A 20,730-nucleotide genomic window follows, 5' to 3' on the forward strand; every position below is an offset into this window, starting at 1 on the left:
TAAACGAAAAAAGGCGACACAACGCGGCGAAGGTTTTACCGGTTGTGCTCACCGTCAGGCTGGCAATCGGTGTGGTTTGAGCCTGACGGATGAGGAGCCTCTATACGTGTTAACTCTGCTTAATCTACTCTCTGCCGTTGCGCTGCTGGTGTGGGGCACACACATTGTGCGCACCGGCATCATGCGCGTTTACGGTGCCGATCTGCGTCGCGTACTCAGCCGCAGCGTCGAAAAAAAACCGATGGCGTTTCTTGCCGGTATTGGCGTCACGGCGCTGGTGCAGAGCAGTAACGCCACCACGCTGCTGGTTACCTCCTTTGTTGCACAGAATCTGGTGAGCCTGACGCCTGCGCTGGTGGTGGTGCTGGGCGCGGATGTCGGGACCGCGATCATGGCGCGCATCCTGACTTTTGATTTGTCGTGGCTGTCGCCGCTGTTTATCTTCTTTGGCGTGGTGTTCTTTCTCAGCCGCAAGCAAACGCGCATTGGGCAGTTAGGCCGCGCCAGTATTGGACTTGGCCTGATTCTGCTGGCGCTGCAGCTGATTGTAGCGGCCGCCAAACCGATCACCCAGGCGGCGGGCGTTCAGGTGCTGTTCTCGACGCTGACCGGCGATGTGATGCTCGATGCACTGATTGGTGCGGTGTTCGCCATCATCAGTTACTCCAGCCTCGCGGCGGTCCTGATTACCGCCACGCTGACCGCTACCGGTGTCATCTCCTTCAAGGTGGCACTCTGTCTGGTGATTGGTGCCAACCTCGGCAGCGGCCTGCTGGCGATGATCAACGCCAGCGGCTCCAATGCAGCGGGCAAACGCGTCGCGCTCGGCAGCCTGCTGTTTAAGCTGATTGGCAGCATCGCCATTTTGCCGTTCGTCAATGTGGTCGCCGATGTGCTGGATAAGCTGCCGGTCAATGACGAAGAGCTGGTGATCTTCTTCCACGTCTTCTACAACCTGATTCGCTGCTTAGTCATGGTGCCGTTTGCCGATCCAATGGCGCGCCTGTGCCGCCGTATGATTGCCGATGATCCCGAAAACGAAGCCCATCTCAAACCCAAACACCTCGACAGCAGCGCGCTGGATACGCCGGCGTTAGCGCTGGCTAACGCCTCACGCGAAACACTGCGCATCGGCGATGTGGTCGAGCAGATGATTGAGTCATTCAATAAGGTGGTGCACGGCGACCTGCGCGAAGAGCGCGCGGTGCGGCGGCTGGATGATGATGTTGATGTGCTTTACACCGCGATCAAACTCTATCTGGCGCGTATGCCGAAAGAGGATTTGCCGGAGGATGATTCGCGCCGCTGGGCGGAGATCATTGAGATGGCGCTCAACCTGGAGCAGGCGGGCGACATTATCGAACGCATGTGCGCCGACGTAGCGGATAAGTCACTGACCGCGCGCCGCGCCTTCTCTGCCGAAGGGCTGGAGGAGCTGCAAACCTTGCAGGAACAGGTGCTGTATAACCTGCGTCTGAGTTTGTCGGTGTTTTTGTCGCACGATGTCACCAGCGCCAAACGCCTGCGCCGATCCAAGCACCGCTTCCGCATCCTGATTCGCCGTTTCTCCCACGCGCACGTCGAGCGCTTGCATCTGCAGAATGTGCAGAGCATTGAGACGAGCTCGCTGCACCTTGGCTTACTGGGCGATATGAAGCGTTTGAATTCGCTGTTCTGCGCCGTGGCGTACACGGTTTTGGATCAGCCGGATGATGAGCGGGAAGAGGATTAAGAAGGTCAGAATCGCGCGATAAATCGCGCCGCTACAAATCCGCGTAATGGTCCGTAGCGGCGCAATGTATTGCGCTGGTTTTACATCACGACAGCAAACTGAACGCAATCATGCCAACAATCGCGCCGGTGGTGCCCAAAATGGTTTCCATCAGCGTCCATGTCTTCAGCGTTTCGGCTTCGGTGGCGCCGGTGAAGCGGCCAAACAGCCAGAAACCCGCATCATTCACATGACTGATAATGATCGAGCCGCCGCCGATACAGATCGACAGCGCGGCCAGCTGCGCGCCGCTGTAGTGCAGCGGTTCAATCACCGGCATCACTAAACCAACGGTGGTTAAACAGGCCACGGTGGCCGAACCCTGAATCACGCGAATCGCGCCAGAAAGGATGAAACACGCCAGCGCAATCGGCATACCTGCGCCGGTCAACGCATGCCCTAAAACCGGGCCAACGCCCGAATCCACCAGCACCTGCTTAAACACGCCGCCCGCACCAATCACCAGCAGAATAATGCCCGCCGGTTGCAGCGCGCTGCCGCACACCTGCATCACCTTCTCTTTATCCATGCCCTGACGATAAGCCAGGCCATAAATCGCCACCAAACAGGCCAGCAGAATCGCGGTGAACGGATGGCCGATAAACTCCAGCCACTCATACAGATGGGAACCCGGCGTAGTGAAGCGTGCGCCAATGGTTTTCAGGCCAACCAGCAGCAGCGGGAACAGAATCAGCGCCAGACTAAAGCCAAACGACGGCAGTTTGCCCTCTTCCACTTCCGGCTGATGATCTTCCGGCGGTGCACTAAAGCTGACGTGCTGCGCAATAACGCTGCCAAACAGCGGGCCCGCAATCAGCATGCCCGGAATCGCGGCGCACAGGCCCAGCAGAATCATCCAGCCAAAATCAGCGTGCATCTGCGCGGCCAGCAGCATCGGCGCGGGTCCCGGCAGCAGAAACGCGGCGGACGCCGCAACACCGGCAAACAGCGGGATCACCAGCTTAACTAAATTGCCTTGGGTGCGACGCGCCACGGCGAACGCAATGCTGATCAGCAACACCACCGCCACTTCAAAGAACAGCGGCAACGCACAGATCAAGCCAGCGACGCCCATCGCATAGTGCGCGCGGCTTTCCCCAAAGGTTTTCAACATGCGAATGGCGATCTGATCGACGGCGCCGGTTTCATGCAGAATCTTGCCGAACATCGCGCCCAACGCCACCACAATGGCGAGAAAGCCGAGCGTTCCGCCCATGCCTTTTTCCATGGTTTGTGCGATTTTATCGAGCGGCATGCCGGAGAACAGACCGGCACCAATGGAGACTAACATCAGGGCAACAAAGGCGTGCATACGCGCTTTCATCACCAAAAACAGCAGCAGCAGGACAGAGCCTGCTGCGGTTAACACTAGCGTTGCGGTACTCATGACTAACCCTTGTTGATTGCACCCTCAATGGTCGCAACCGTGGCCGCAACTACCTCATCCAGTGAATGATTGATATCAACCACCAGTACATCGGGCTCATCCGCGCCGGGTTCCTGCAGCGTGGCGAACTGCGTCACCAGCATCTGCGGTTTGAAGAAGTGACCTTTACGCGCTTTCAGGCGGGATTCGATGGTTTCGAAATCGCCCTGCAGATAGATAAATTTCAGGTTCTCGTTGCCCTGACGCAGGATGTCGCGATAGGACTTTTTCAGTGCCGAACAGACGATGATGGAGATCTCCTGCGTGCGCTGCATGGCAAATGCCGCATCATTCAGCGCCTGCAGCCACGGCTGGCGATCGTTGTCGTCCAGCGGATGGCCATCCGCCATTTTCATGATGTTGCTGCGCGGATGGAGGAAATCTCCATCGAGGAACGCAGTGTTTAACTGATGAGAGACCTGATTGGCGACGGCAGATTTTCCGCTGCCGGAAACGCCCATCAGGATAAAGACGTGGTGCGATGGAGATGGCGTTGTCATTGTTTTGCGCTCCGGCAGTGAATTCTGCCCAATGTTACCGATAACAAATTGAGCTGCCATTGTCAGAGCCTACTGAAAGGCTGGCAACCCTTCTCAGGTGGAAAAGCACGAAAGTGTGAACTGACTCAAATAATCGCCAAAATCAGATGCTGTCACCTTCGGAGATTTCAAAGCCAACATCCAGCGGTTGCGTTAGTGTGCGATCGCCGCCAATTCGCGCCAGCAGCATCGCTGCCGATTCCCGTCCCATACGCTCGCGCGGCGTTAACACCGTGGCGAGGCGCGGATTCACCACTTGCGTAATGTCGTGGCCGTGGAAACCGGCAATCGCCATCTGCTGCGGCACGCGTAATCCCTGACGCTGGCACTCAAACATCGCGCCTACCGCGAGGTCATCGTTGGTACAAAACAGGCTGTCAGTTTCCGGATAACGCTTTTGCGCCTCGCACAGTAGTTGCGCGCCGGCGCTGAAAGAGGAGGCATCTTCCATCATCACGCTGTGTGGCGTGAGCCCCGCTTCGCGCATCGCTTTTTCGTAGCCCTGTTGCTTCTGCAAGGTACGTTCATCAAGTCGCGCGCCGAGATAAACCGTATGGCGATGCCCTTTTTTCAGAATAGCATGCGTCATCTGCCGCGCGGCTTCGACGTTATCAAAGCCCACCGCCATATCGAGGCACGGCGTGACCGAATCCATCATCTCAATCACCGGGATGCCCGCCACTTCCAGCATGCGCAGCGTGCCCGGCGTATGGGTACGCTCGGTGAGGATCACGCCGTCGATGTTCCAGCCGAGCAGCGATCGCAGCTGTAACTCCTCTTTCTGCGCGTTGTAGCCAAAATGCGCCACCAGCGTTTGGTAACCCGCTTCGTCGGTGACGGCCTCAATGCCGCGCAATACGTCGGCGAAAACCTGGTTGGTTAAGGAAGGCAGCAGCACGCCGATAGCGCGGCTGGTGGCGTTGGAGAGCATATCGGGGGCGCGATTGGGGATGTAACCGAGTTCGTCCAGCGCCACGGCGATCTTATCGCGCAGCGCCGCAGAAACCTGATCGGGATTGCGCAGGTAGCGACTGACGGTCATTTTTGTGATGCCGACGCGATCGGCAACGTCCTGTAATACCGGTCTTTTCTTCTTCATCGTATGCGCCTGAAATCAGAGATACGACGAGTTTATCATTTTTTTGTCATGCACTGCCTTTGAGGAAAACCTGCGCGATCAATCGCGCCGCTACAAATACGTGCAGATATTGCAGCGGCGCCATTCATTGCGCGACCTTTAAACCGGTGGCAAATCAAACAGCAGAATCTCTGCATCGCTGTCAGCTTTGATGCTCAGCGCGCTTTCATCCCAAATCGCCAGCGCATCGCTGCTGCCAACCTGTTCGCCATTCACGCTCACCAGCCCTTTCACCACCTGAATCCACACGCGACGACCGGCTTCAACTGTCACTTCATCGCTTTCGCCCTCCGCAAAGACCCAGCGCGACAACGTCATGTCCTGAAACACCTTGAGCGATCCGTCACGTTCATCCGGCGTCAGCACAAACTGGCGGCCTTTAACATCATCGAAACGGCGCTGCGCGTAACGCGGCTCAATGCCTTTGCGCTCTGGAATAATCCAGATCTGATACAGGTGCAGCGGATCGGTGGCGCTGGCGTTGTACTCCGAATGTCGCACGCCGGTACCGGCGCTCATGATTTGGAACTCACCGCTCGGAATCTGCTCTTTGTTGCCCATGCTGTCCTGATGTTCAACGGTGCCAGACAGCACATAGGTCAGGATTTCCATGTCTTTATGCGGATGGGTGCCGAAGCCCTGACCACCATCGATAACATCTTCGTTAATCACGCGCAGTGCCGAGAAGCCCATAAAGTTGGCATCGTGATAATCGGCGAAAGAAAAGGTGTGCCAGCTATCCAGCCAACCGTGATTAGCGTGACCGCGTTCTTCAGCTTTGCGTACATAAATCATGTTCAATTCTCCTCAATGTTTTTTACAGTTTGGTACTGCGAAGGATTGATTGATAGCTGAAAAACTTCATCCCTCTGTTCAAAAAAAGTGAATGAAAACGAAAAAACGACCCAGGTTTTACTGATGAGGAAGTGCGAACGAGATTGGTCTTGTAGATAACCCACTACATAACAATGAGCATCACGGACCCTGCAAGCAGGAATAACAAGGAAAAATTATGTCAGAACACATCACTCCACCCGCTAAGCGCCCGATTGAGCGCTTTTTGAATACCGTTGAATGGCTGGGTAATTTATTACCGCATCCGATTACTCTATTTGCCCTGTTTTCACTATTTATCATTGTTGCGTCTGCCGTTGCCGCAGCGTTTGGCGTCAACGTGATCGATCCCCGCCCAGTTGGCGCGGCAGGACGCGCACCAGACGGTGTGATTCACGTGGTTAGCCTGATGAGTGCCGAAGGTTTGCAACGCATCGTCAGCCATCTGGTCACCAACTTTACCGGCTTTGCGCCGCTCGGCACCGTGTTGGTTGCGCTGCTCGGTGTGGGGATTGCCGAACATTCAGGGCTGCTCTCGGCGGCGATGCGCGCGCTGGTGTTTAACGCACCGAAAAAGCTCATCACCTTCACCATCGTCTTCGCTGGCATTATCTCCAACACCGCTTCTGAGCTGGGCTATGTGGTGCTGATTCCGCTGGCCGCGATGATTTTCCACTCATTGGGCCGTCATCCCCTGGCGGGCCTGGCCGCGGCGTTTGCCGGGGTTTCTGGCGGCTACAGCGCCAACCTATTGCTTGGCACCATCGATCCGCTGCTCTCGGGCATTACCCAAAGCGCCGCGCAGATCATCGATCCTGACTACCATGTTGGCCAGGAAGTGAACTGGTACTTTATGTTTGTCAGTACCTTCGTGATTGCCATTCTTGGCACCTGGATCACCAACAGCATCGTCGAACCTAAACTGGGCAAATATCACGACAGCGAAGGTGATGCGGTGCGAGGCGATATGGGCGCGCTGACGACGCAAGAACGTCGGGCGTTGAAAGGCGCGGGCTGGGCGGTTCTTGGCGTTACGCTGCTGCTGATCCTGACCGTGATTCCGGGCTACGGCGTGTTACTCAACCCGAAAACCGGCACGCTGGCGGGTTCACCGTTCCTGAAGGGCATCGTGGTGTTTATCTTTGTCTTCTTCGCTATTCCCGGCATGGTATATGGCCGCCTGATCGGCAATATGCGCAACGATCGCGACGTCATTAACGCCATGTCCGCCAGTATGAGCAGCATGGGCATGTATATCGTGCTGGTGTTCTTTGCTGCGCAGTTCGTGGCGTTTTTTAACTGGAGCAATTTCGGCACCGTGGTGGCAGTGAAAGGCGCTAATCTGCTGGCATCAATCGATATGGGCGCGCCGCTGCTGTTTGTCTGCTTCATCATGATCTGCGGCTTTATCAACCTGATGATCGGCTCCGCCTCGGCGCAATGGGCGGTGACCGCACCGATCTTTGTCCCGATGCTGATGCTGGTCGGCTTTGCGCCCGAAGTGATTCAGGCGGCATATCGCATCGGTGATTCGGTGACCAACGTGATTACACCCATGATGAGTTACTTTGGCCTGATTATGGCGGTGGCGGCGCGTTATCGACGCGACATGGGCATCGGTACGCTGGTGGCGATGATGTTGCCGTATTCGGTGGTGTTTATGATTGGCTGGACGCTGCTGTTTGTGCTTTGGGTGTTTGTCTTCAATCTGCCGGTCGGGCCCGGTGCGGCAACCTGGTACACGCTGTAAAGGCAAAAAAAAAGCCAGCACCCGAGCTGGCTAAATAATACCTGGAAGCAATGTGAGCAATGTCGTGCTTACCCGGTTGTCAGGAGACGTTTCCGAGCTCGCATGGCAATAGTAATCATTATCATTCGCGTCTGTAAAGCCCTTTTGCGAATTATTTTGCATTGACGAAGAGCGAGAATTCCTTGATGTTAAAGGGGATTTTATCCATTTTGCACAAGGAGTCGCTCATGAGTCAGATCGTTGTTCGTCACGCTATTCCCGAAGATGCTGCTGCTTTAACGCGCATGTACAGTCAGCCTGAACCGCAGGCCAACACGCTGCATCTGCCGTATCAATCGCCGACGCTGTGGCAGGACCGCCTCAGTAATCTGCGTCCGGGTGTGCATATGCTAGTGGCGTGCATTGACGATCAGATTGCCGGGCAACTCACGGTGGAAGTGCTGTCGGTGGCGCGCCGTCGCCATACCGCGACCTTTGGCATGGGCGTCGATTCTGCTTTTCATCGGCGCGGCGTCGGTAAAGCGCTGATGTCAGCGATGATTGATTTGTGCGACAACTGGCTGCAGGTGACGCGCATTGAGCTGACGGTGTTCGCCGATAATCATAAAGCGCTTGGCCTGTATCAGCAGTTTGGCTTTGAGATCGAAGGCACCGCACGTCGCCACGCCATGCGCGACGGCGAAATGGTGGATACGCACTATATGGCGCGCTTGAAATAACCTTTGAAATCGCGCCGCTACAAAGACGTGCACATATCGTAGCGGCGCAATTTATTGCGCATTAGCGATCAATAACCTGCGCTTAAATCATCCACTGAACGCGGATCCGATGCGCCATAACGCGTGCCGTCCGGCCCAATCATAATGCTCTGCGTGCTGCCCATCGCGGGCATCACTTTCACATGCTGGCCTTTGGCTTCCAGCAGGCGCAACGTATCCGGGCTGAAGCCTTTTTCCACGCGCAGCTGATCGGGCAACCATTGATGATGGAAGCGCGGTGCGTTGGTCGCTTCCGCTACGTTCATGCCGAAATCGATGCTGTTCACCACCATTTGCAGCACGGTGGTGATAATACGGCTGCCGCCTGGGCTACCGGTAACCAGCCAGGTTTTACCGTCTTTTGCCACAATAGTAGGCGACATTGATGACAGCGGACGTTTAGCCGGTTGCACCGCATTCGCCTCGCCACCGACTAAGCCGTAGACGTTTGGCGTACCCGGTTTGGCCGAGAAATCATCCATTTCATTGTTCATCAAGATGCCGCTTTGTCCGGCGACAATGCCGCTGCCGAAGTAAGTATTCAGCGTGTAAGTCACCGCGACCGCGTTGCCATCTTTATCCACCACAGAGAAGTGCGTGGTTTGATTGCTTTCATACGGCGCCAGTTTACCGGGTTTGATCTCGCTGGATGGACGCGCTTTATTGACGTCAATCTGCTGCGCCAGGGTTTTGGCGTAGGCTTTGCTGGTCAGCGCCTGCTGCGGCACTTTGACGAAATCAGGATCGCCAAGGTATTCGGAACGGTCGGCGTAAGCGTATTTTTCCGCTTCCGCCATCACCTGCATCGCATCCGCGCTACCAAAGCCGAATTTTGCCAGGTCGAAGTTTTCCAGGATATTGAGGATCTGCACGATGTGAATCCCGCCGGACGATGGCGGCGGCATGGAGAACACTTCGTAGCCGCGATAGGTGCCGCTCACCGGTTTACGTTCCACCGCGCGATAGGCCGCCAGATCCGGCTTGCCGATCAATCCGCCGTGCTGCGCCATTTCACCGGCAATTTCATCGGCGATTTTGCCTTTATAGAACGCATCCGGCCCTTGCTGGGCGATCAGCTGCAGGCTGCGCGCGAGGTTTTTCTGCACCAGACGTTCGCCCTTCTGATACGGCTTACCGTCGGCTTTGTAGAAAATCGCGCGGCTGTTGTCGTGGTTGATCAGCGTCTCTTTGCCGTAGGTGGCGAGATCGTCGGCCAGCGCATCGTTCACTACGATACCGTCACGCGCCAGTTTGATAGCAGGCGCCAGTAATGTGCTCAGCGGCAAGGTGCCGTATTTCTGCGCCGCCAGCGAAAAACCGGCCACGGTGCCCGGCGTACCTGAGGCTAAATGAGAAGTGAGTGACAACTTACTATCAGCGTTGCCCTGCTTATCAAGGAACATATCGCGTGACGCGCGCGCCGGTGCCATTTCGCGGAAGTCGATGGCGGTGGTGCGTCCGGATGCAGTACGTAGCAGCATAAAGCCCCCGCCGCCGAGATTACCGGCCTGCGGATGCGTCACCGCCAGCGCGAAACCCACCGCAACCGCCGCATCCACCGCGTTACCGCCCTGCTTAAGAATATCGACGCCGACTTCTGTCGCCATCGCATCCACCGATGCCACCATGCCATGTTTGGCTTTTACCGGGTGAAAGGTATCACTATCAACGCCATACGAAACTGGCGGCGCGTTGGCGGGCGCAGCGTGTGCGCCCTGCACCACGGTAAAACTCATCAATAATGCCCAGCCGAACTGACGCACGTTGCCCTGTATCCTCATCCTGCCACCACCCTTTTAAAGTTATTTATACCCTTCATACTTCAAGGTGCAGATGCGTTGGCTGCTCTCGTTCACCCGAATCACTTACTTGTGTAAGCTCATCGGGACTCTCTCGTTTGCCGCCTTCCTGCGCCTTGAATTATTTTGGGTATCCATTTGTTATTTATTGATGCAAGTGTTTGCAAACACGGTAAAAAGCGTAGCAGTAAGCTAAATTCGGCGCACTCCTGGATCATAGGTTTGTGATATCGCATAAACTTATGACTGCAGCGCGTGTTGCCACCTTGGCAGCATCAGCACACAGCAGGCTGCATGAATGGAGGAAGACCATGAACAAATGGCTAATTGTGATCGCAGCATTGCTGCCGTTAAGCAGCATGGCAAATACGTTGAACAGCACCAACGACCCGAACAAACCCGGCTTCAACCCGAGCCAGCAGCGGATGCAGTCGCAGATGCAGAATCAGCAGCAACAGCAGAAGCTCAGGTTGCAGCAGAATCAGCAGCAGCAAAGTCAGGATGTCCAGCGCAAGGTGCAGGAACAGCGGGATAGCGCCCAGCAGCGGGTGATTCAGTCGCAGCCGGGCCAGAAACAGCAGCAGAACTAGCGGAAGTCGGGACCGATAATATCGATGCGGTCGGTGCAGATAGCATCGACGCCCCAACTCAACAGCTCGCGCGCCCGCGCGGGCTGATTCACGGTATACACCAGAATATGCAGACCGGCCGCTTTCAGCTGCGCGGTGCGTTTGGCGTCGAGTAATTTGTGGTTGAGATGGATCGACACGCAATCCAGACGCGCGGTCAGCGCCTGCCAATCGTCGTGCCACTCATCCAGCAGCAACCCGCGCGGCAGTTCAGGTGCTGCCTCCATCGCAGCCTCCAGCGCTGCGTAAGAGAAGGAGGAGAGCAGCGGTGCGGTTTGTCCTTGCCACAGTTCGCGTGCGGCCAGCGCCACATTGCGGCCAGTTTCCACCTCCTGCCCGGTGGTGGGTTTGATCTCGATGTTCGCCATCATCTGATGCTGGCGACAACGCTCGGCCACTTCGCTCAGCAGCGCCAGCGGTTCGCCTTCGTAATCGCGGCTAAACCAGCCGCCGGCATCCAGCTGTGACAACTTATGCCACGACAGCGCGCCCGCCACGCCCCAACCGTTGCTGGTGCGATCCAGCGTATCGTCGTGCAGCAGGAAAATTTGCTTATCTTGCGACAGCTTGGCATCAAACTCGATCATGGTGTGACCGTGCTGCGCGCCGACATCAATTGCCGCGAGGGTATTTTCCGGGGCCAGTTTGCCGCCGCCGCGATGCGCGACAATGTGCGGATAAGGCCAGTTGTGTTGACTCATTCCAGACGCTTTCCATAGGTTGAATCGAAGAAGTGTAACGCATCTGACGGCAGATGCAGCCACAAGGTGCTGCCCGCCAGCGGGCGCTCGCTGTGTGGCAAACGGACCACCATGCGTGCGTTACCGATGCGGCCGTGCGCCAGATTGTCCGCGCCGAGCATCTCCAGCGTTTCAACCACCAGCGGAATGCCGCCCGCATCGCGGCTGCTGAGTTTAATGTGTTCGGGACGAATGCCGAGCGTCAGCAGGCGATTGGCCCATTTGGCTCTGCTCTCGCCCAGCAGCAAGCTGTTAAGCGCATCCAGCGTGAAACGCGTGCCGTCGCTGCTGATTTGCCCTGGCAGCAAATTCATGGCGGGCGCGCCGATAAACGAGGCAACAAACTGGCTGGCCGGACGCTCGTAGACTTCCACCGGCGTGCCCACCTGCTCCACCACGCCTTTGTTCATGACCATCACGCGTTGCGCCAGCGTCATCGCTTCTACCTGGTCGTGCGTCACGTAGATGCTGGTGGTTTTCAGGCGGCGATGCAGCTGTTGCAGCTCAAGACGCATCTGCACGCGCAGGCGCGCATCCAGATTCGACAGCGGCTCATCAAACAGGAAAACCGCCGGTTCACGCACGATAGCGCGCCCCATCGCCACGCGCTGACGCTGCCCGCCCGACAGCTCACGCGGGCGGCGATGCAGCAGATGATCCAGTTCGAGGCTGCGCGCGGCTTCCATCACGCGCTGATCAATCTGCACTTTGCCCATGCCGCGAATTTTCAGGCCATACGCCATGTTTTCGCCCACCGTCATGTGCGGATAGAGCGCGTAGTTCTGGAACACCATGGCGATGCCGCGATCTTTCGGCTCCATGTGGGTGACGCGTTTGTCGTCGATGTAGATGTCGCCCGACGATACGCGCTCAAGGCCCGCCACCATGCGCAGCAGCGTCGATTTACCGCAGCCGGAAGGGCCGACCATCACCATAAATTCGCCATCGTTAATGGTGATATTCAGGGGCTGAATGATCTGATTTTTTCCGTCGTACGATTTGGTAACGGTCTGAAGGGTTACGCCTGCCATTTATTTATCACTCTCTACCAGGCCACGCACAAACGCACGTTGCATCACGAGTACCACCACCACCGGTGGAATCAGGGTTAATAACATTGCCGCCATCACTTCATTCCACTGCGTCGGCCCGCCGCTGCTGTTGATCATGCTTTTCACTCCGGCGACGGCGGTGCTGAGGCTGGCATCGTTGATGATCAGCAGCGGCCACAGATATTGGTTCCAGCCGTAGATAAAGGTGATCACGAAGAGCGCGGCGAGATTGGTTTTGGACAGCGGTAACACAATGTCCCAGAAGAAGCGCATCGGGCTGGCACCGTCGATACGCGCCGCCTCAATCAGCTCGTCCGGCAGTGACATAAAGAACTGACGGAACAGGAAAGTGGCCGTCGCCGATGCCATCAGCGGCAGCGTTAAGCCGCTGTAGCTGTCGAGCATATTCAGCGTCGAAATCACTTCCACCGTCGGAAAAATACGCACTTCCACCGGCAGCATCAGGGTGATGAAAATCAGCCAGAAAAACAGCGAACGCAGCGGGAAGCGGAACCACACCAGCGCGAAGGCGGAGAGCATCGAGACGCTGATTTTGCCAATGGTGATGCCGAGCGCCATCAGCAGGCTGTTGAGCATCATCATGCCAAATGCCGGGCCGTTGCCATTCACGCCATGCGTCCAGATGCGCGCGATGTTCTCCCACAAATGCGTACCCGGCAGCAGCGTCATCGGCACCTGATACACCGCCTCGTTATCCAGCGTCGCCGCGACAAAAGCGATGTAGAGCGGGAACAGAATGGTCAGCACGCCCAGCACCAGCAAGGTATGGCTGAAGATGTCCAGCCCGCGTCGATTCTCAATCATTGGTATTGCACCTTACGCTCGACAAAGCGGAATTGCAGTATAGTCAGGCCATTCACCAGCAGCATCAACACCACCGATTGCGCGGCGGAGGAAGAGAGATCCAGCCCGGTGAAGCCTTCGCGATAGATTTTGTAGATCAGCGTGGTGGTGGCCTGTACTGGCCCGCCGCCAGTGGCGGCATCGATCACCGGGAAGGTATCGAAGAAGGCATACACCAGATTGACCACCAGCAGGAAAAAGCTCACCGGCGTAATCAGCGGCAGGGATAAATTGAAGAAGCGACGCACCGGACCGGCGCCATCGATCGCTGCCGCTTCCACCAGCGATTTGGGAATCGACTGCAGCGCGGCGAAGAAAAACAGGAAGTTGTAGCTCATTTGCTGCCAGATCGACGCCAGCACAATCAGGAACATCGCCTGACCGCTGTTTTGCGCGTAGTTCCAGTTGTAGCCCATTTGGTTCAGCAGATGGCTGAACAAACCGAGGCCCGGATTAAACAGGAACATCCACAGCACCGCCGCTACTACCGGCGCCACCGCGTACGGCAGCAGCAGCAAGGTTTGGTAAAGCTTGCGCAGGCGAATCACGTAATCCACCAGCGCCGCCAGCAGCAGGGAAAAGGTCATGCCGCAAATCGTGACCAGCGCACTGAATTCAATGGTGGTCCAAAAGGACGCCAGATAGTACTCGTCGCTGAACAGGCGTTTAAAGTTCGCCATTCCGACGAATGTGCTGGAGATGCCAAAAGGATCAATGCTTTGCAGCGAATACCACAAGGCTTCACCGGCTGGCCACAGAAAGAAGATGGCCGTGATCACCAGTTGCGGCAGCAGCAGCAAATAGGGCAGAAAACGGGAGCGAAATACCGGGCGCGATGAGGACATAGCAGGCTCAATCCAGGAGAAAAATCGGGGCGAACGCCAGGCGTCGGCCCCGAGATAACAGCGTTACTTCACTTGCTGCTCAAAACGGCGCAGCAGTTCGTTACCGCGTTTCACAGCGTTATCCAGCGCGGCTTGCGGCGCCTGTTTGCCGGTCCACACGCTTTCCAGCTCTTCGTCCACGATGGTACGAATCTGTGGCATGTTGCCCAGACGCATACCTTTGGTGAACGGCAGCGGATCTTTGTTCAGCATCTGACGCGTAGCGATGTCTGCGCCGGGGTTCTTGTCATAGAAGCCCTGTTGCTTAGTCAGTTCGTATGCGGCGGTGGTGATAGGCAGATAACCGGTTTTCTGGTGCCATTCGGCAGCGATTTCCGGCTGTGCGAGGAACTTCATGAACTCCGCCGCGCCTTTGTAGGTGTTGGCATCTTTGCCTTTCATCACCCACAGGCTCGCGCCGCCAATGATGGCGTTTTGCGGTGCGTTCGGAACGGTTTCATCGTACGGCATCATGCCAACGCCGAAGTTAAATTTGGCGTAGTGTTTGATGTCGGCCAGCGAACCGGAAGACGCGGTGGTGATGCCGCAATCGCCGTTGTAGAACTTGGCGGTGGATTCATCTTTGCGACCGAAGTAGGTGAAATCCCCCTTCTTGTTCATCGCTTCCAGCATTTCGATGTGGCGCACCTGCACCGGCTTGTTGAATTCAAGTACAGCATCGGTACCGTCAAAGCCGTTATTTTTGGTGGCGACCGGCAGCGCATGCCAGGCGCTGAAGTTTTCAATCTGAATCCAGCCCTGCCAGCCGCTGGCGTAACCGCAGGTCAGGCCCGCTTTGCGCAGCGCTTCGGCGTCTTTCGCCAGCTCCTGCCAGGTTTTTGGTGGCTGATCCGGGTTCAGACCGGCTTTTTTGAACGCATCTTTGTTGTAGTACAGCACCGGCGTGGAGCTGTTGAACGGCTGCGAGATCAGCTGGCCTTTGCTGTCGCTGTAGTAACCGGCAACGGCTGGCACGAACTGCCTGGGATCCATTTGCACGCCGGCGTCTTTAAACACCTGGTTGACCGGCACGATAGCTTTTGACGCCATCATGGTCGCCGTACCGACTTCATACACCTGCAGCAGCGCAGGTGCTTTACCGGCGCGCACTGCCGCGATACCCGCCGCTAAGCTCTGCTCGTAGTTGCCTTTGTAAGTCGGAACGATTTTGTAATCGGGATGAGCCTGGTTAAAACGTTGTGCCAGAGAATCAACTTCTTTGCCTAACTCGCCTTCCATTGAGTGCCAGAAAGGGATCTCAGTTGCAGCCAGCGCATTACCGCTGAGCGCCAGGCCGAGCAAGACACTCATCAGGCGGGGACGAAGCGTAAAAGCGGACATAAGGTTTTTCCTGTGCTGTTAAGTACGCGCGAATACGCGCATTTTTTAGTTCGCGACGTAACATGACACGGGGAAATGACGGATTAATAACAGGTTTATGACGGGGATGTGACAGGTGGGTTAGGAGTGCTGGGTGTCCTCTCGTGCGTGCTCGCTGTCCCCCTCCTCGGTCCTCCCCCATTAATGGGGGAGGAAGATGCTGCTATATGTGAGTTGGGAGTGGCATGTGGCAGCGTCTCCTTCCCCCCGCTTGCGGGGGGAAGGCCGGGATGGGGGACAGCGAGCACCAACTTAAGCGCCTAAATAAGCACTCCGCACCGCTTCGTTGGACAGCAGCGCTTCGCCGCTGTCCTCCAGCACCACGTGGCCGTTCTCCAGCACATAGCCGCGATCTGCCAGCTTCAGCGCCTGGTTGGCGTTCTGCTCGACGAGGAAGATGGTCATGCCCTCTTTACGCAGCTGCTCAATGGTGTCGAAGATCTGCTGAATGATAATCGGCGCCAAACCCAACGACGGCTCATCCAGCAGCAGCAAACGCGGCTGGCTCATCAACGCGCGACCAATCGCCAGCATCTGCTGCTCACCGCCAGACATGGTGCCCGCGCGCTGTGCTTTACGTTCTGCCAGCCGTGAAAACAGCTGATAAACGCGATCGATACGCTCCAGATACTGCTGACGCGTGGCGAAAAAACCGCCCATCGCCAGGTTCTCTTCCACCGTCATGCGCGAAAACACCCGACGGCCTTCCGGCACGATGGCAATCGCTTCACGCATGATTTTCGCGGTTTGCCAGTCGGTGATTGTTTTACCATCAAAGGTGATGGTGCCGCTGGTGGCGCGTGGTTCGCCACACAAAGTGCCGAGCAACGTGGTTTTACCCGCGCCGTTGGCACCGATCAGCGTGACGATTTCACCCTGATTGATGTGCAGATTAATGTTGTGCAGCGCCTGAATCGGACCGTAATGGGCGCTGACATTCTGCAAAGTTAAAATCGGGTTTGCCATGTTACGCCTCACCTAAATAAGCACGGATCACATCCGGATTGTTACGCACCTGTTCCGGCGTGCCGTTAGCCAGCGGCGTTCCCTGATTCACCACGTAAATGCGGTCAGAAATGCCCATCACCAGCTTCATATCGTGTTCAATCAGCAGCACGGAAACCTTGTGCTCACCGCGCAGTTCGGCGATCAGCTCATCAAGTTCGTGCGTTTCACGCGGGTTAAGACCGGCCGCCGGTTCATCCAGCATCAGGATTTCCGGACGCGTCACCATGCAGCGCGCAATCTCCAGACGACGCTGCTGACCATAAGCAAGGTTACCCGCCTGACGGTTAGCCAGATCCAGCAAACCGATGCGTTCAAGCCAGGTTGCCGCGCGATCCAGCGCTTCGCTCTCACCGCGACGGAAAGCCGGGGTTTTGAACAAGCCGGAGAACACGCCGCTTTTCAGGTGCTGATGTTGCGCCACCAGCAGGTTCTCAATCACCGTCATTTCACGGAACAGACGCACATGCTGGAAGGTACGCACAATGCCCATGCGCGCAATCTTCTGGCCTGGCAAACCTTGCAGTTGTTGATCGCGCAGTTTGATGGTGCCGCCGGTCGGTTTGTAGAAACCGGTCAGGCAGTTGAACACCGTGGTTTTACCGGCACCGTTCGGGCCGATCAGCGAAACAATTTCCTGTGGATGCAGCTCAAGCGCCACGTTGTTGACGGCTAACAGGCCGCCGAAGCGCATCATCAGGCCTTCAACGGCTAATAAAGGCTGACTCATGCCTGCTCTCCTTGTTTACTGCTTTTCATCTTCAGATGCGGACGCTTCATCGGCAGCAGACCTTGCGGACGCCATATCATCATCAGCACCATCAAACCGCCGAGCACCAGCATGCTGTACTCGTTCAAATCACGCATCAGCTCGCGTGATACCACCAGCAGAATCGCTGCAAGGATCACTGCCAGCTGCGAACCCATGCCGCCCAACACCACAATCGCCAGCACAAAGGCCGATTCGACGAAGGTGAAGGATTCCGGGCTGACGAAGCCCTGACGTGCAGCGAACAGCGTCCCCGCGAAGCCGGCGAACACGGCGCTGATGGTGAAAGCCGTCAGCTTGATGCGCGTTGGGCTCAGGCCGAGCGAACGGCAGGCGATCTCATCTTCACGCAACGCTTCCCACGCGCGGCCCAGCGGCATACGCAGCAAACGGTTGATCACAAACAGCGTCAGCACCACCAGCAGCAGCGCCACCAGATAGAGGAAAATCACGCGGTCGCTGGGATCGTATTTCAGGCCGAAGAAATCATGGAAAGTGCTCCAGCCGCCTTCACTGACGCGGCGGCCAAACTCCAGACCAAACAGACTGGGCTTGGGAATCTGCGCGATGCCGTTCGGGCCGCCGGTGATCGCGGTATTATTCAGCAGCAGAATACGCACGATTTCACCGAAGCCGAGCGTGACGATCGCCAGATAGTCACCGCGCAGGCGCAGCACCGGGAAGCCGAGCATCAGGCCAAACGCACCGGCGACTAAACCGGCCAGCGGCAGACTTTCCCAGAAACCAAAACCGTAATAGTGATTAAGCAACGCGAAGGTGTAAGCGCCGATGGCATAAAAACCGCCGTAGCCCAGCACCAGCAAACCAGACAAACCCACCACCACGTTCAACCCGAGCCCGAGCATTACGTAGATCAGCGTCAGCGTGGCGATATCGACGCTGCCGCGCGAGACCAGAAACGGCCAGATAACGGCGGCGGCAATCACCAGCGCCATCAACAGCTTCTGCTTTGGCGTTGATCCATCAAAACCCGGCAGAACAAAACCTTTGCCGCTGCGTTTGAATTTACCCTGCACCAGCGGACGCAGCAGCTGGAAGACAAACACCACCGCACAGCCAATGAAGATCCAGTTCCAGCGTACCGCGCCCGCATTGGCGACCACCAGTTTGGTGCCGTCCAGATCGAGGCGCACGCCCATAAAGAAAGTAGCGAGAATCAGCAACATCACCGTGGAGATCACGGCGTTGACCAAACCGAGGCGTTTCATACTTTCTCCACCTCCGGACGGCCAAGAATCCCGGTTGGCATTACCAGCAGCACCACAATCAGCAGCGCGAAGGAGACCACATCTTTATATTCGGTCGACAGATACGCCGAGGTAAGCGCTTCTGCGATACCCAGCACCAGGCCGCCAATCATCGCGCCTGGAATACTGCCGATACCGCCTAATACCGCGGCGGTGAAGGCTTTCATCCCGACCATAAAGCCGATGAACGGGTTAATCGAGCCGTAGAATTGACCGAGCAATACGCCCGCCACCGCCGCCATCGCCGCACCAATGATAAAGGTGAGAGAGATAACGCGGTCGGTGTTGATGCCCAGCAGGCTGGCCATTTTCAGGTCTTCTGCACAGGCGCGGCAGGCGCGGCCCATGCGCGAATAACGGATAAACAGCGTCAGCGCCAGCATCGACAGGAAGGTCACCACCCAAATCACCAGTTGCATGGTGGAGAGCGTGGCCGCAAAGCCGTTGCTCTCGCCCAACGTCCACTGGCCGGTGATCAGGCTTGGCAGCGCAAGATCGCGCGAGCCTTGCGTCAGGCTGACGTAGTTTTGCAGGAAGATCGACATCCCGATCGCGGAGATCAGCGCGATCAGGCGCTTGGACGATCGCACCGGCCGGTACGCCACGCGCTCGATGCTCCAGCCATAGGCGCTGGAGATGATCACCGCCATCACGAAACCGGCGGCGATCATCAGCCACGAGGTATCGATGCCCATCATCATCAGGGCGGCAATCACGATAAAGGAGACATAGCTACCGATCATATACACCTCGCCGTGGGCGAAGTTGATCATGCCGATAATGCCGTAAACCATGGTGTAACCGATGGCGATCAGCGCGTAGGTGCTCCCGAGGGTCACCCCGTTGAACATCTGCTGAATAAAATAGAGAAACTGCTCGGACATAGTGAGGACCTGCTCTGGAGCTGAATAATTCCCTCTCCCGCGTGCGGGAAAGGGAATTTTGGGGGATTACTTAACTGCGGTAGAAGAGCCGTCTTTGTGCCATTTGAAGACACCAAATTCGAAGCCCTTCAGGTCACCTTTCTCATCCCAGTTCAGGTTGCCCATCACGGTTGGAACGGCAGCGCCCTCTTTCAGGTTCTTCGCAATCGCATCGGGCTCATCGCTCTTGCTGCGTTCGATTCCGGCCACCAGCGACTGAATCGCCGCGTAGGTGGTCCAGACGAACGGACCGGTTGGATCTTTGCGGTTAGACGCGGTGTTGGCTTTAATCGCATCAACAATCGCCTTGTTCTCTGGCAGCTGGTCATAACGTTTCGGCAGGGTCACGAACAGGCCTTCAGACGCATCGCCAGCGATGTTAGACAGGGAAGCGTTGCCCACGCCTTCCGGACCCATGAAACCGGCATTCAGGCCAGCGGATTTTGCTTGACGCAGAATCTGGCCCAGCTCCGGGTAATAGCCACCGTAGTAAACGAAATCGACGTTTTCTTTCTTCAGACGCGCAATCAGCGTGGAAAAGTCTTTATCACCGGCGGTGATACCTTCAAACAGCACCACGTTGCCGCCTTTGGCTTTCAGGGTTTTCTGCACCGATTCCGCCAGACCCTGACCATATTGCTGTTTGTCATGCACCACAGCGATACGTTTTGGTTTGATGTGGTCGAGGATGTAGGTCGCCGCCGTTGGGCCCTGATCGGAATCCAGACCGGTAGTACGCAGCACGTCAGCATAGCCACGCGCAGTCAGTTCAGGCGCGGTAGCGGCTGGGGTGATCATCAGCACGCCTTCATCGTTATAGATGTCTGAAGCTGGCTGAGTAGAGGAGGAGCACAGATGGCCGATAACGTATTTGATGCCGTCGTTAACCACTTTGTTGGCAACCGCAACCGCTTGTTTCGGGTCACAGGCATCGTCATATTCCACGCCAACCAGTTTGTCACCGTTAACGCCGCCTTTGGCGTTGATGTCCTTAATCGCCTGCGCGGCACCGGTAAACTGCATGTCACCGTACTGCGCGACCGGACCGGTTGATGCGCCTACGATGGCAATTTTGATGTCTTTAGCCAGCGCTGCATGGCTCATCGCCAGGGCAACGCAGCCCGCCAGTAGTGCGCGTCCTTTACTCATTTTCATGCGAACTTCCCCATCTGTTGTGTCGTGTTTGTTGTGATTGTTTATT

At 56.6% G+C, this 20,730-nt stretch carries 19 protein-coding genes; 4 read left to right on the plus strand and 15 right to left on the minus strand.

Annotated features, from left to right (window positions below; all coding sequences use genetic code 11):
* Positions 1-106 precede the first annotated feature (106 nt).
* On the plus strand, positions 107-1,732 hold the full coding sequence (locus ACFQW4_RS22190; RefSeq protein WP_101763080.1) for a Na/Pi cotransporter family protein: 1,626 nt from the start codon (positions 107-109) through the stop codon (positions 1,730-1,732).
* An 85-nt stretch (positions 1,733-1,817) separates the two neighbouring features.
* Here the strand turns inward: ACFQW4_RS22190 and gntU are convergent, their stop codons facing one another.
* From gntU to ACFQW4_RS22210, 4 genes are all read right to left on the minus strand, one after another.
* A complete protein-coding gene (gene gntU, locus ACFQW4_RS22195; protein WP_110868139.1) occupies positions 1,818-3,158 on the minus strand; it encodes a gluconate transporter in 1,341 nt (446 codons plus the stop codon).
* A gap of 2 nt (positions 3,159-3,160) precedes the next feature.
* Positions 3,161-3,697 (minus strand): gluconokinase, encoded by a 537-nt coding sequence (gntK, locus tag ACFQW4_RS22200; RefSeq protein WP_036621490.1) that lies wholly within the window; start codon positions 3,695-3,697, stop codon positions 3,161-3,163.
* A 142-nt stretch (positions 3,698-3,839) separates the two neighbouring features.
* Entirely contained in the window at positions 3,840-4,835 is a 996-nt protein-coding gene (gene gntR, locus ACFQW4_RS22205; protein WP_101763082.1) for a gluconate operon transcriptional repressor GntR, read from the minus strand.
* Between the two features lie 138 nt (positions 4,836-4,973).
* The gene (locus ACFQW4_RS22210; protein WP_110868138.1) at positions 4,974-5,669 is read right to left on the minus strand and encodes a pirin family protein; all 696 of its coding nucleotides are present in this window, start codon (positions 5,667-5,669) and stop codon (positions 4,974-4,976) included.
* Positions 5,670-5,886: 217 nt separating this feature from the next.
* On the opposite strand from ACFQW4_RS22210, the gene ACFQW4_RS22215 reads away from it, so the two are divergent.
* The gene (locus ACFQW4_RS22215; RefSeq protein ID WP_377727653.1) at positions 5,887-7,458 is read left to right on the plus strand and encodes an AbgT family transporter; all 1,572 of its coding nucleotides are present in this window, start codon (positions 5,887-5,889) and stop codon (positions 7,456-7,458) included.
* A gap of 227 nt (positions 7,459-7,685) precedes the next feature.
* Positions 7,686-8,177, plus strand: coding sequence for a GNAT family N-acetyltransferase (locus ACFQW4_RS22220; RefSeq protein ID WP_137384955.1), 492 nt, complete (start codon positions 7,686-7,688; stop codon positions 8,175-8,177).
* 68 nt (positions 8,178-8,245) lie between these two features.
* Here ACFQW4_RS22220 and ggt read toward each other — a convergent pair whose 3' ends face one another.
* Complete coding sequence (gene ggt, locus ACFQW4_RS22225) at positions 8,246-9,997, minus strand: gamma-glutamyltransferase (RefSeq protein WP_377727657.1); 1,752 nt, start codon at positions 9,995-9,997, stop codon at positions 8,246-8,248.
* Between the two features lie 329 nt (positions 9,998-10,326).
* Between ggt and ACFQW4_RS22230 the strand changes: the two genes are divergently transcribed.
* Positions 10,327-10,605 (plus strand): DUF2756 domain-containing protein, encoded by a 279-nt coding sequence (locus tag ACFQW4_RS22230; protein WP_101763088.1) that lies wholly within the window; start codon positions 10,327-10,329, stop codon positions 10,603-10,605.
* On the opposite strand, the gene ugpQ is transcribed toward ACFQW4_RS22230, so the two are convergent.
* The 10 genes from ugpQ to ACFQW4_RS22280 all read right to left on the minus strand — a co-directional run bounded on the left by ugpQ (position 10,602) and on the right by ACFQW4_RS22280 (position 20,684).
* Positions 10,602-11,345, minus strand: coding sequence for a glycerophosphodiester phosphodiesterase (gene ugpQ / locus ACFQW4_RS22235; RefSeq protein ID WP_110868135.1), 744 nt, complete (start codon positions 11,343-11,345; stop codon positions 10,602-10,604). The genes ACFQW4_RS22230 and ugpQ overlap by 4 nt on opposite strands.
* Complete coding sequence (locus ACFQW4_RS22240; RefSeq protein WP_222234581.1) at positions 11,342-12,415, minus strand: sn-glycerol-3-phosphate import ATP-binding protein UgpC; 1,074 nt, start codon at positions 12,413-12,415, stop codon at positions 11,342-11,344. The genes ugpQ and ACFQW4_RS22240 overlap by 4 nt, the downstream gene beginning before the upstream one ends.
* The gene (ugpE, locus tag ACFQW4_RS22245) at positions 12,416-13,261 is read right to left on the minus strand and encodes a sn-glycerol-3-phosphate ABC transporter permease UgpE (protein ID WP_101763091.1); all 846 of its coding nucleotides are present in this window, start codon (positions 13,259-13,261) and stop codon (positions 12,416-12,418) included. It lies immediately after the preceding gene.
* Complete coding sequence (gene ugpA, locus ACFQW4_RS22250) at positions 13,258-14,145, minus strand: sn-glycerol-3-phosphate ABC transporter permease UgpA (RefSeq protein WP_377727661.1); 888 nt, start codon at positions 14,143-14,145, stop codon at positions 13,258-13,260. Before ugpA ends, ugpE begins: the two co-directional genes overlap by 4 nt.
* 63 nt (positions 14,146-14,208) lie before the next feature.
* Entirely contained in the window at positions 14,209-15,525 is a 1,317-nt protein-coding gene (ugpB, locus tag ACFQW4_RS22255; RefSeq protein WP_377727664.1) for a sn-glycerol-3-phosphate ABC transporter substrate-binding protein UgpB, read from the minus strand.
* Positions 15,526-15,816: 291 nt separating this feature from the next.
* The gene (gene livF, locus ACFQW4_RS22260; protein WP_101763094.1) at positions 15,817-16,530 is read right to left on the minus strand and encodes a high-affinity branched-chain amino acid ABC transporter ATP-binding protein LivF; all 714 of its coding nucleotides are present in this window, start codon (positions 16,528-16,530) and stop codon (positions 15,817-15,819) included.
* Between the two features lies 1 nt (position 16,531).
* Positions 16,532-17,299, minus strand: a complete 768-nt coding sequence (livG, locus tag ACFQW4_RS22265; RefSeq protein ID WP_110868131.1) for a high-affinity branched-chain amino acid ABC transporter ATP-binding protein LivG — start codon at positions 17,297-17,299, stop codon at positions 16,532-16,534.
* Positions 17,296-18,567, minus strand: coding sequence for a high-affinity branched-chain amino acid ABC transporter permease LivM (locus ACFQW4_RS22270; RefSeq protein WP_377727669.1), 1,272 nt, complete (start codon positions 18,565-18,567; stop codon positions 17,296-17,298). Before ACFQW4_RS22270 ends, livG begins: the two co-directional genes overlap by 4 nt.
* Positions 18,564-19,490 carry a high-affinity branched-chain amino acid ABC transporter permease LivH gene (gene livH / locus ACFQW4_RS22275; RefSeq protein WP_377727672.1) on the minus strand — a complete coding sequence of 309 codons (927 nt, stop codon included), beginning with the start codon at positions 19,488-19,490 and terminating at the stop codon, positions 18,564-18,566. The genes ACFQW4_RS22270 and livH overlap by 4 nt, the downstream gene beginning before the upstream one ends.
* Positions 19,491-19,556: 66 nt before the next feature.
* A complete protein-coding gene (locus ACFQW4_RS22280) occupies positions 19,557-20,684 on the minus strand; it encodes a branched-chain amino acid ABC transporter substrate-binding protein (protein WP_061718403.1) in 1,128 nt (375 codons plus the stop codon).
* Positions 20,685-20,730: the final 46 nt, after the last annotated feature.

Source organism: Pantoea sp. GCM10028869 (genome assembly GCF_042666835.1).
GTDB lineage: Bacteria > Pseudomonadota > Gammaproteobacteria > Enterobacterales > Enterobacteriaceae > Pantoea > Pantoea leporis.

Bases quoted from the DNA above. Each gene is read 5' to 3' on its own strand.
- ACFQW4_RS22230 (WP_101763088.1), top strand. From the start codon at position 10,327: ATGAACAAATGGCTAATTGTGATCGCAGCATTGCTGCCGTTAAGCAGC.
- ACFQW4_RS22240 (WP_222234581.1), bottom strand. From the start codon at position 12,415: ATGGCAGGCGTAACCCTTCAGACCGTTACCAAATCGTACGACGGAAAA.
- gntK (WP_036621490.1), bottom strand. From the start codon at position 3,697: ATGACAACGCCATCTCCATCGCACCACGTCTTTATCCTGATGGGCGTT.
- ugpB (WP_377727664.1), bottom strand. From the start codon at position 15,525: ATGTCCGCTTTTACGCTTCGTCCCCGCCTGATGAGTGTCTTGCTCGGC.
- livH (WP_377727672.1), bottom strand. From the start codon at position 19,490: ATGTCCGAGCAGTTTCTCTATTTTATTCAGCAGATGTTCAACGGGGTG.
- ugpA (WP_377727661.1), bottom strand. From the start codon at position 14,145: ATGTCCTCATCGCGCCCGGTATTTCGCTCCCGTTTTCTGCCCTATTTG.
- ggt (WP_377727657.1), bottom strand. From the start codon at position 9,997: ATGAGGATACAGGGCAACGTGCGTCAGTTCGGCTGGGCATTATTGATG.
- ACFQW4_RS22215 (WP_377727653.1), top strand. From the start codon at position 5,887: ATGTCAGAACACATCACTCCACCCGCTAAGCGCCCGATTGAGCGCTTT.
- ugpQ (WP_110868135.1), bottom strand. From the start codon at position 11,345: ATGAGTCAACACAACTGGCCTTATCCGCACATTGTCGCGCATCGCGGC.
- ACFQW4_RS22280 (WP_061718403.1), bottom strand. From the start codon at position 20,684: ATGAAAATGAGTAAAGGACGCGCACTACTGGCGGGCTGCGTTGCCCTG.
- ACFQW4_RS22270 (WP_377727669.1), bottom strand. From the start codon at position 18,567: ATGAAACGCCTCGGTTTGGTCAACGCCGTGATCTCCACGGTGATGTTG.
- ACFQW4_RS22220 (WP_137384955.1), top strand. From the start codon at position 7,686: ATGAGTCAGATCGTTGTTCGTCACGCTATTCCCGAAGATGCTGCTGCT.
- gntR (WP_101763082.1), bottom strand. From the start codon at position 4,835: ATGAAGAAGAAAAGACCGGTATTACAGGACGTTGCCGATCGCGTCGGC.
- livG (WP_110868131.1), bottom strand. From the start codon at position 17,299: ATGAGTCAGCCTTTATTAGCCGTTGAAGGCCTGATGATGCGCTTCGGC.
- ACFQW4_RS22210 (WP_110868138.1), bottom strand. From the start codon at position 5,669: ATGATTTATGTACGCAAAGCTGAAGAACGCGGTCACGCTAATCACGGT.
- livF (WP_101763094.1), bottom strand. From the start codon at position 16,530: ATGGCAAACCCGATTTTAACTTTGCAGAATGTCAGCGCCCATTACGGT.
- ugpE (WP_101763091.1), bottom strand. From the start codon at position 13,261: ATGATTGAGAATCGACGCGGGCTGGACATCTTCAGCCATACCTTGCTG.
- gntU (WP_110868139.1), bottom strand. From the start codon at position 3,158: ATGAGTACCGCAACGCTAGTGTTAACCGCAGCAGGCTCTGTCCTGCTG.